The organism is Burkholderia aenigmatica (genome assembly GCF_902499175.1).
In the GTDB taxonomy this organism is placed as follows: Bacteria; Pseudomonadota; Gammaproteobacteria; order Burkholderiales; family Burkholderiaceae; genus Burkholderia; species Burkholderia aenigmatica.
On sequence record NZ_CABVQC010000011.1, the window covers coordinates 144,637 to 153,599 of the forward strand.

Genomic DNA, 8,963 nt, shown 5'->3' on the forward strand with positions numbered 1-8,963 from the left:
CCATGAAGAACCTTCTTTCATCGTGAACATGAGAATCCTCCGCTTCGCCCCGCTGCTGGCGCTCGCCGCCGCCTCCGCTGTCCAGGCTGCCGACAACCAGGCGTGTGATGACGCGACCGTCGTTGCGGTCGCCCGCTGGGCTGGCATCACGAACGCGCGTCTCGCCGCGCGCGACACGAACCGGCTCGTTGTGGCATCGGCGTGCAAGGTCATGCCGAATGCACCGGAAACGACGATCGCGGCCGTCGCGTTCGATTCGCTGCCAAAGAGCAAGAACCCGGACGAAAGCAACAAGCTGCAGGTCGTCGCGCTGGTCGAAGACGGCAAGGTTGTGGCGGCCGAACGGTCGGTGGTTCAGGAAGATGCGGCGACGGAGATCGGCGCAAGCAGCTATCGCATCGATACGGCGCCGTACCGGCTGTCGCCTGACGTGCGCGCGTTCGGCGTCGTGTTCACGAGCAGCGCGCGCGGGCCAAGCTGCCCCGATGCCAACACCAGCGACGAGCTGACGCTGTGGGTACGCGAAGGCAATCGCTTGCGTGCGGTCTTCGGCACCAACCTCGCCGGTTGGGTCAACACCGACGACAAGCATGCGGTCTGCAGCCCCGGCATCGCCGACGACGCGATCGTATCGGCCACCATGACGATCGGCGTCGAAAAGACTACAAGCCACGGATTCGCCGACCTGTCGATCACCGCGCGTGTCGATCCGCCGCAGCGCAAGGACAAGCGCCCGGTCCGCACGACCGTCCGCTACGACGGCAAGTCGTACGGGATCAACATGTACCGGAACTTCTGGTATCCGCCTTCGGTCATGAAATAACGCGGCGCGTCAGCGCGCGTCCGACAGGTCGTTGTACGCATCCATCACGCGCCCGGAAAACGCCAGCGCCGCGCCGGCGTTCATCGCCACGGCGACACCCAGCGCTTCGGTCAGCTCGGCCTTCGATACGCCGAGTTCGATCGCCTTCTTCACGTGATTCGCGATGCAACTGTCGCATCGCGTCGTGACGGCCACGGCCAGCGCAATCAGTTCGCGCGTCTTCGCGTCCAGGTTGCCGGTTTCGGCGCCGGCCTGATGCAGCATCCGGTAACCATCGATCGTCAAAGGGCTCAGTTCCTTGATGTCCTTCATACTTTGCCCGATCTTCGGCAGGAACTGCCGCCAGTTTTTCAGCATGAAACGTGTCTCCGCAAGTGGATCGATCCAGTCGATTGCCGGGAGCGCCATGCAACCCACGGCATCCGGCGATGCTCAAAAATAGCATCGGGATCGTAGCCGATCCACGCAGCAATGTTGGTCCGATCGGACAATCGCAGCACTGCCCTTATTTGACGACCGCATTCGTCTCGATGCACTCCGGCGGCGCCGGTCTGAGCAGCGCATCGTCGCGCACACGTCGCGCCTCGCGCGCCGAATAGCGATCCTTCAACCGCAGGAACGGTTTCTCGACCAGGAAGTAACTGGCCGTCGCGGCCATCAGCGCCCATACGATCCCGAGCGGAAACGCGTGCGGCACCGCCAGATCCGGATTCGCGAACGGCTGCTGCCACAGATAGAGGCTGAACGAAATCGTGCCGACGAACACGACCGGCCGCGTGCGCAACCATCGCGCACACCAGAACTCACTGCGGAAATTCAGCACGACGATCACGATCGCGATCAATGCGGCTTCGAGCGTCACGCCGTACGTCGCATTCCAGAAGCCGCCGAGCCGATGTTCGGCGAGCGGCATTCCGAACAGCACGATCAAGACGATCGCCGTCACGATGCGCGTCTCGCCACGCCACGAGCGAATCCACGCTTCGAGCCGTTCGCGGTTGAGCGACGCATAGCAGCCGATCAGGATCGGATCGACGCCCGTGTGAAGCATCATCCCGAGTTGCCCGCGCAGCGCGGGCGCAACGAAGTATGTGACCGCGCGCACGAGCGGCACGATCAGGATCAACGCGGCCAGCCAGCGCGTGCCGCGGCGGCGCATGCCATACATGAACAGCAGCGGCCAGAACCAGTAGAACTGTTCCTCGAGCGCAAGCGACCAGAAATGGCCGAGATACCACGCGCCGTCCGGATGCAGCGTGTTGTCGCCAGTCAGCCCGAACCACGCCGAGTAGTTCCACAGGTGCAGCGCCGCATACAGCCACTGCCGGCGGTCGACGTCGAACCAGCCGGCAAAAGCCACGATCGCGACCGCCGCGAGATAGACGTAGCAGGCCGGCCAGATCCGCAGCGCGCGGCGCACGTAGAACGACGTCAGCGCGATGCCGCCCGTGCGGGCGAACTCGGCGCGCAATACGTTGGTGATCAGGAAACCGCTGAGGACGAAGAAGATCAGCACGCCGAGCCGGCCGTCGGCGATCAGCCGCAACGGCGCGTACCAGCCGGTGTAGCCGCCGGGCAGCACGTGTTCGGCATGTCCGACTACAACCATCGCCACCGCGACGGCGCGCAACCCGGTCAACTGCGTGACGCGATGGTTCATCGGCTGGTTTCCGTTGGCACGGTGGATGGGCAGCAGACCGGCGCCCCCGCTACGGCACGCCGATATGCCGCCGGGATTTTGTATGAAAAATATCGGAATGAAATTGCTTCAAAAATCCCCAGGGCAAACACCGGCGGCAACGCCGCGCCAGAGCAAGCCGGCATCAGGCGCGGCGAATGGGCATAATGACAAGCCTTGTCCGGCGGCGGCCGGTCCGATGCCAACACAACGATTTTTGCGGCGGCGCAATATCCGTAGCCTTCCGCCCGCTCACCGGCCCGCGCCTCGTCCGCCTCCTGTCGCCCCTTACCCGGAGCCTGCCTGTGTACCCACCGATCGAACCTTACGCCCACGGCCACCTCGACACCGGCGACGGCCACCGCATCTACTGGGAGCGCTGCGGCAACCCGGCCGGCAAGCCCGCCGTGTTCCTGCACGGCGGCCCTGGCGCGGGTTGCAGCCCCGACCATCGCCGCCTGTTCGATCCCGAGCGCTACGACATCCTGCTGTTCGACCAGCGCGGCTGCGGACGCTCGACGCCGCATGCCAGCCTCGAGAACAACACGACGTGGCATCTGGTCGCCGATATCGAACGCCTGCGCGAGATGGTCGGCGCGGAAAAGTGGCTCGTATTCGGCGGCTCGTGGGGCAGCGCGCTGTCGATCGCGTACGCGGAAACGCACCCCGAGCGCGTGAGTGCGCTGGTCGTGCGCGGCATCTTCACGATGCGTCGTGCGGAATTGCTGTGGTACTACCAGGAAGGCGCATCGTGGCTGTTCCCCGACCTGTGGGAAGCCTTCCTTGCACCGATTCCGGAAGCCGAGCGCGGCGACCTGATGGCCGCCTACCATCGCCGGTTGACCGGCGACGACGAAGCCGCGAAGCTCGAAGCCGCGCGCGCGTGGAGCATCTGGGAAGGCCGCACGATCACGCTGCTGCCCGACCCCGCCCTTGCCGAGCACTTCGCGGACGGTCACTACGCACTCGCGTTCGCACGGATCGAGAACCACTACTTCGTGAACAAGGGCTTCGTCGAAGAAGGCCAGCTGCTGCGCGACGCGCATCGCCTCGCCGGCATTCCGGGGGTGATCGTGCAAGGTCGCTATGACGTCGCGACACCCGCGCGTACCGCATGGGAGCTGTCGAAGGCATGGCCGGACGCGACGTTCGAGATCGTGCCCGGCGCCGGGCATGCGTACAACGAGCCGGGGATCCTGGAAGCGCTGATCGCCGCAACGGACCGGTTCGCGAACCAGGACTAGGACACGCCCTCAGGCAACGCCGCTGGCGAGCACGTTGACCTGACACGAGCCCTCCAACCATTGCGCCGGCCGGATGTGCCGCGCCATGAAGTTGGAGGCCGTGCGGTCATCGCGCGGCGCGGCGCGTTGTCGGATCGCATGCTCACCGAGCAATCTTTCCTTACCAAAGGCCGATTCATGGCAATGAGCTTGACGGAACCCCGTCGCGAGAATCTCGAACACCCTGCTGTCAAATCGCTTGCCGTGCGGGTGAACGGCTTGCGCATTCATACGAAAGTGGCCGGAGCCGGCCGTGCCGTCGTGCTGCTGCACGGCTGGCCGCAAACGTCGTACGCATGGCGCAAGCTCATGCCGTTGCTTGCGCCTCACTGCAGGGTCATCGCGCCCGATCTGCGCGGATTCGGCCACTCCAGCAAGCCCGCGGCTGGCTATGACAAGAAAACCGTCGCAGGCGACATCGCCGCATTGCTGCATGCGCTGCAGATCGACCAGGCCTGCATCGTCGGACACGATATGGGCGGCCAGGTAGGCTACGCGTTCGCCGCACTGTATCCGCAACTCACGGAGCGGTTCGTGTTCATCGAGAGCGGCCTGCCAGGCTTCGGCCAGGAAAAGGCGATGAACGTGGCCACGGGCGGCAGCTGGCACTTCGGCTTCAATATGGCTGGCGACATTTCCGAAGAGCTGGTCCGCGGCCGTGAAGCGCTGTTTGTCCGTCACTTTGTCCGGCGCGACACGGTCGGCACCGTCGATCCCGAATCCATCACGGAAGCCGATATCGACGTCTACGCGACGGCGCTCACGCAGCCCGGCGCCCTGCGTGCGAGCTTCAGCTACTACCGCACGCTCCTCGTGGATCTCGACGACAACAAGACGCTCGGAGAAAAGAAACTCGACATGCCGGTCCTCGCCATAGGATGCGAATTCGGGTACGGCGAAGGGTCGAAGGCCACCATGGAGAAGGTTGCGTCCAATGTGCGCGGGTTCGTGCTGCGCGACTCCGGCCACTATCCCGCCGAAGAGCAGCCGGAACAGCTTGCGTCCGCCCTGCTCGATTTTCTCGGGCAATGATCGACCGGGCGCGAATCACGCGTGGCCTCGTGCCCGCCCTCGTCCGATGATGCCCGTCCATCGCCGGGCGTCGCGGAGCTGTGCCGTCAATCCGCGCCACGAGTGCGCGGATTGATCTGACTCAGGCGCTCATAGCGCGGTTTCGACGATCGTCCTGCCGCTGATTGCCCGCTCGACGAGCCGTTCGTCGCCGACCTTGCGGATCGCATCGTCGAGCAGTCCTTCCGGCGCCTCGGTCGCCACCTTCAGCAAGCCCGACAGGCCGCGCGCATCGAGCACCACCAGCGTCTCCATCGAATCCGCACGGCTCACCAGCACGCGGCGCCACGCCGGCCCCGCGCCGAAGCTCGCGCAGAGCGCAATCGTGTCGCTGCCGAGCGTGTAGTCGAAGTTCTTGATCATGATCCGCCGCCGTTGCAAGGGGATGGCGATGCGCGACGGTGCGGTGCCGTGACGTCGACGCACCCGCGCGTGCCGCCGGTGCCCCGGATCGAGTCCGATCCGTTCGCCGGCGTGACCATGCTAGGCGTGCAGTATTAACGAAGACTTAAACGGCATTCGCGCGGGCACGCGGCCTGCCGCATACGTCAGGGTGCGTCGAGCGGCTCCACCGTCACGCCGACCTTCAGCTCCTGATCCGCGCCGCCACCGCGGATCACGCCGCGCAGCGGTGTCACGTCCGCATAGTCGCGACCGATCGACAGCATCACGTAGTCGTCGCCCGGCGCGCGATCGTTGGTCGGGTCGAGCTGCAGCCAGCCGTTGTCCTCGGGCCACGCCGGGTCGTACACCTCGACCCACGCATGCGACGCGTCGGCGCCGATCAGCCGCGGCTGCCCGGGTGGCGGCTGCGTGAGCAGATAGCCGCTCACGTAACGCGCGGCGAGCCCGAGCGAGCGCAGCGCGCCGATCATCACGTGCGCGAAATCCTGGCACACGCCCTTGCGCAAGCGCAGCGCATCGAGCGCCGACGTCGTGATGTCGGTGCTGTTCGGCGTATACGCAAAATCGGCATGCACGCGCCGCATCAGCTCCCACGCGGCCTGCACGAGCGGCCGTTGCGGAGTGAAGCTCGCGGCCGCATACGCGGCGAGCTCGGGATCGCACGCGACATGCGGCGACGTGAACACGAATTCGCTCGCCGCGTCGTAAGGCTGCCCCGCGCGGAACCGCAAGCGGTCGCGCACGGCTTCCCATGGCGTCGCCTGTTTCGCGTCCGGTTTCGCGATGGCGGGCGGCGGCTCGCCGCGCGCACCGAGCGACCACACGGGCGGCGTCACGCGTACCGTGCTGCGGCTGCGCACGAGCAGCGCGTCGTGCGGCTGGTTCAACGCAAACGATGCGCGCGCGTTGCCGAATGCATCGATCTCGGTCCCGACCGATTCCGGCGCGGGATCGATGTCGAGCGCGAACGACAGCACCTGCTGGCGCGGCGTGACGAGCGGTTGCAGGCGCGCCTGGTGCTGCGCCGATTCGACGCGCGCCGCGTAACGGTATTCGGTATCGTGCGTGACCCGCAGCAACCGGCTGCGCGTCACGTCGGCCATCGCGGATGCCGGTGCCGATGCGTTCCGCGCATTCCCGGAACCGGGTGGCGCTTTCGCCGCGCCTTTCGTCGTCACCATAACGTCCTGCCCGCCTCGCGCACGTGGCTGAAATAGCGCTCGCCGATCCGGTTCGACAGTTCCCAGACCGCCTTCGCCGTCGTATCGAGTGCATCGAGCAGCTTGTCGTGCCGGCCGCCGTCGCCGGTCTCGCACAGCTCGTGCAGCGACCAAGCAGGGACGTCGGGAATCGTCTCGGCCAGCTCGGACAGCGCATAGCCTTCGCTGCGCTCGACCTTCGTCAACCGGCCGCGCAGCGCCTGCACGACCCAGCCGAGCGAACGCGGGTTGTCGGTATCGAGCACGACGAGCGACAGCAGCGGCGCGACGTCGAAGCCGCGCTGGAACCGCGAACGGAACGTGATCGTGCTGTCGAACAGTTCCAGCACGAGCTCGAAGCCATCCTGCCGGTGCACGGCGCCTTCGTCGAACGCAAACTTCAGCACGCTGCACAGGAAATCCAGCCGGTCGATCTGCCGGCCGATCGACAGCAGCCGCCAGCCGTCGTCGCGCGTCATGTTGTCGGTCTGCGCGCCGGTGATCGCGCCAAGCAGCAGGCCGAGGCGCGCCAGCAACTGCAGCGCCTCGTTGCCGATCTGCTCCTCGGCTTCCGGCTGGCCCGCGCTGTCCGCGAACAGTTGGGTCGCGTCGTCGATCAGCCGCCACTGGTCGCTCGACAGCCGTTCGCGAATCGCGGCGGCCGCACCACGCATCCCGAACAGGCACGACGCGATGCCCGACGTGCGATCCGCGCCGCGCGTCAGCGACGTCGCGAGCGCGTGCTGGAACGCACGCGGCGCATCGACGGCGTTCGGCGCATCGGCCGCGATCAGGCCCGTGTCGCGGCACAGCGTGTCGAGCAGTTCCAGGTGCGCGGGGCTGTCGACGTCGTCCTCGCCGCGCAGCCGTTCCAGCGCCGCACGCGCGAGCCGCATCAGGTTGGTCGCACGCTCGGTGTAACGGCCGAGCCAGAACAGGTTCTCGGCCGCCCGGCTCGCGATCGCGCGCGGCCGCTCGACGAGATCGTCGGGGCCGAGGTGCGTCTGCAGCAGCGTCGTCGAATCGACGATGCCTTCGGTCATCACCCATGTATCGACGGTGCTGCCGCCGCGCGGCATCGGCGCGTTGAACAGCGTATCGCGCGTACCGACCCGCGACAGCCCGCCCGGCAGGAGCCGCCAGCGCTGCGCGCCGTCGGCGAGCGCGAACACGCGCAGCAGCAGCGGCTTCGGCACGATGCGCGCGCCGCCGTTGCCATCGGGTGCGTCCTGGCGCGGCCAGGTCGGCGCCTGCGACAGCGGCAGGTCGGCCTGCACCGTGTAGTGCTCGGGCCACGCGAGGATCCGCGCGCGCCACTCGGCCAGTTGCGCCTGCGCGAGCCGCGCGCCGATCACCGGCTCGAACGGGCCGCCGGCCTGGACGTCGGGTGGATAGGATGCCTTGACGATGCCGCGCGCGAGCTGCGGCAGCGCGTCGTCGCACGCGGCCGCCTCACCGCACCACCACGAATGCACGGCCGGCAGGGTCAGCGTTTCGCCGAGCAACCCTTCCGCGAGACGCGGCATGAAGCCGAGCATCGCCGGCGATTCGAGGAAGCCCGAACCCGGCGCGTTCGCGAGCAGCACGTTGCCCGCGCGCACGGCCTGCAGCAGACCCGGCACGCCGAGCATCGAATCGGGCCGCAGTTCGAGCGGATCGAGCCACGCGTCGTCGACGCGTCGCAGGATGCCGTGCACGGGTTCGAGCCCGCGCAGCGTCTTCAGGAAGACGCGGTTGTCGCGCGCGGTCAGGTCGCCGCCTTCGACGAGCGTGAGGCCGAGGTAGCGCGCGAGATACGCGTGCTCGAAATACGTCGCGCTGTGCGGCCCCGGTGTGAGCAGCACGATCCGCGAATTCTTGCGGGCCGGGCTGAGCGCCTGCATGCTCTGCAGCAGCGCGCGGTACGCGGACGCGAGCCGCTGCACGCGCAGCCCGCGAAACCCGCGCGGAAAGAGCCGCGACACGATCAGCCGGTTTTCGAGCAGGTAGCCCAGGCCGGCCGCGCCCTGCGTGTGCTGCGCGACGATCCGCCACTGCCCGTCCGGGCCGCGCGCGAGATCGAACGCGACGACGTGCAGCCAGGTATCGCCCGGCACGCGCGCGCCGCGCATCGCGCGCAGGTAGCCGGGATGCCCGGTGACGAGCGCGGGCGGCAGCAGCCCGCGCTCGAGGATCGTCTGCGGCCCGTACAGGTCGGCCAGCGTCGCGTTGAGCAGCCGCACGCGCTGCAGCACGCCGCGCTCGATCGCGACCCAGTCCTCGGGCGTGACGATCAGCGGCAGCAGGTCGAGCGACCACGGGCCGGCCGCGCCGTCGCCGGCGCGCTGCTCGTGCAGTTGATAGAACAGGCCGTTCTCGCGCATGCGCCGGTACAGCGCGTCGGCGCGGCGATCGAGATCGGCCACGCCGTCGCTGCCGATCGACGTGAAGAAGCTGCGCCACGCGGGCGCGAGCGCAGGCGCGTTCAGGCCGGCCGCGCTGCCGCGCAGCTCGTCGTAACGGCC

At 67.5% G+C, this 8,963-nt stretch carries 10 protein-coding genes; 4 read left to right on the forward strand and 6 right to left on the reverse strand.

Features of this window, described 5'->3' with window-relative positions:
• Nucleotides 1–28 precede the first annotated feature (28 nt).
• On the forward strand, nt 29–823 hold the full coding sequence (locus tag BDO18943_RS10855) for a PA3715 family protein (protein ID WP_175022282.1): 795 nt from the start codon (nt 29–31) through the stop codon (nt 821–823).
• Nucleotides 824–832: 9 nt separating this feature from the next.
• Here the strand turns inward: BDO18943_RS10855 and BDO18943_RS10860 are convergent, their stop codons facing one another.
• Complete coding sequence (locus BDO18943_RS10860; RefSeq protein WP_041490973.1) at nt 833–1,177, reverse strand: carboxymuconolactone decarboxylase family protein; 345 nt, start codon at nt 1,175–1,177, stop codon at nt 833–835.
• Between the two features lie 151 nt (nt 1,178–1,328).
• Nucleotides 1,329–2,483, reverse strand: a complete 1,155-nt coding sequence (locus BDO18943_RS10865; protein WP_175022283.1) for an acyltransferase family protein — start codon at nt 2,481–2,483, stop codon at nt 1,329–1,331.
• On the opposite strand from BDO18943_RS10865, the gene BDO18943_RS10870 reads away from it, so the two are divergent.
• On the forward strand, nt 2,415–2,669 hold the full coding sequence (locus BDO18943_RS10870; protein WP_175022185.1) for a hypothetical protein: 255 nt from the start codon (nt 2,415–2,417) through the stop codon (nt 2,667–2,669). The genes BDO18943_RS10865 and BDO18943_RS10870 overlap by 69 nt on opposite strands.
• A 137-nt stretch (nt 2,670–2,806) precedes the next feature.
• On the forward strand, nt 2,807–3,745 hold the full coding sequence (gene pip, locus BDO18943_RS10875; protein ID WP_175022284.1) for a prolyl aminopeptidase: 939 nt from the start codon (nt 2,807–2,809) through the stop codon (nt 3,743–3,745).
• A 9-nt stretch (nt 3,746–3,754) separates the two neighbouring features.
• Here the strand turns inward: pip and BDO18943_RS10880 are convergent, their stop codons facing one another.
• Nucleotides 3,755–4,015, reverse strand: coding sequence for a hypothetical protein (locus BDO18943_RS10880; RefSeq protein WP_210771946.1), 261 nt, complete (start codon nt 4,013–4,015; stop codon nt 3,755–3,757).
• Here BDO18943_RS10880 and BDO18943_RS10885 point away from each other — a divergent pair.
• Nucleotides 3,995–4,816 carry an alpha/beta fold hydrolase gene (locus BDO18943_RS10885; RefSeq protein ID WP_407649800.1) on the forward strand — a complete coding sequence of 274 codons (822 nt, stop codon included), beginning with the start codon at nt 3,995–3,997 and terminating at the stop codon, nt 4,814–4,816. The genes BDO18943_RS10880 and BDO18943_RS10885 overlap by 21 nt on opposite strands.
• 129 nt (nt 4,817–4,945) lie before the next feature.
• Here the strand turns inward: BDO18943_RS10885 and BDO18943_RS10890 are convergent, their stop codons facing one another.
• The 3 genes from BDO18943_RS10890 to BDO18943_RS10900 all read right to left on the reverse strand — a co-directional run.
• A complete protein-coding gene (locus BDO18943_RS10890; protein WP_175022285.1) occupies nt 4,946–5,218 on the reverse strand; it encodes a hypothetical protein in 273 nt (90 codons plus the stop codon).
• 185 nt (nt 5,219–5,403) lie between these two features.
• Nucleotides 5,404–6,441 (reverse strand): transglutaminase family protein, encoded by a 1,038-nt coding sequence (locus BDO18943_RS10895; RefSeq protein WP_175022286.1) that lies wholly within the window; start codon nt 6,439–6,441, stop codon nt 5,404–5,406.
• On the reverse strand, nt 6,435–8,963 hold a 2,529-nt coding region (locus BDO18943_RS10900), incomplete at its 5' end, for a circularly permuted type 2 ATP-grasp protein (RefSeq protein WP_235995927.1). The genes BDO18943_RS10900 and BDO18943_RS10895, both read right to left, overlap by 7 nt.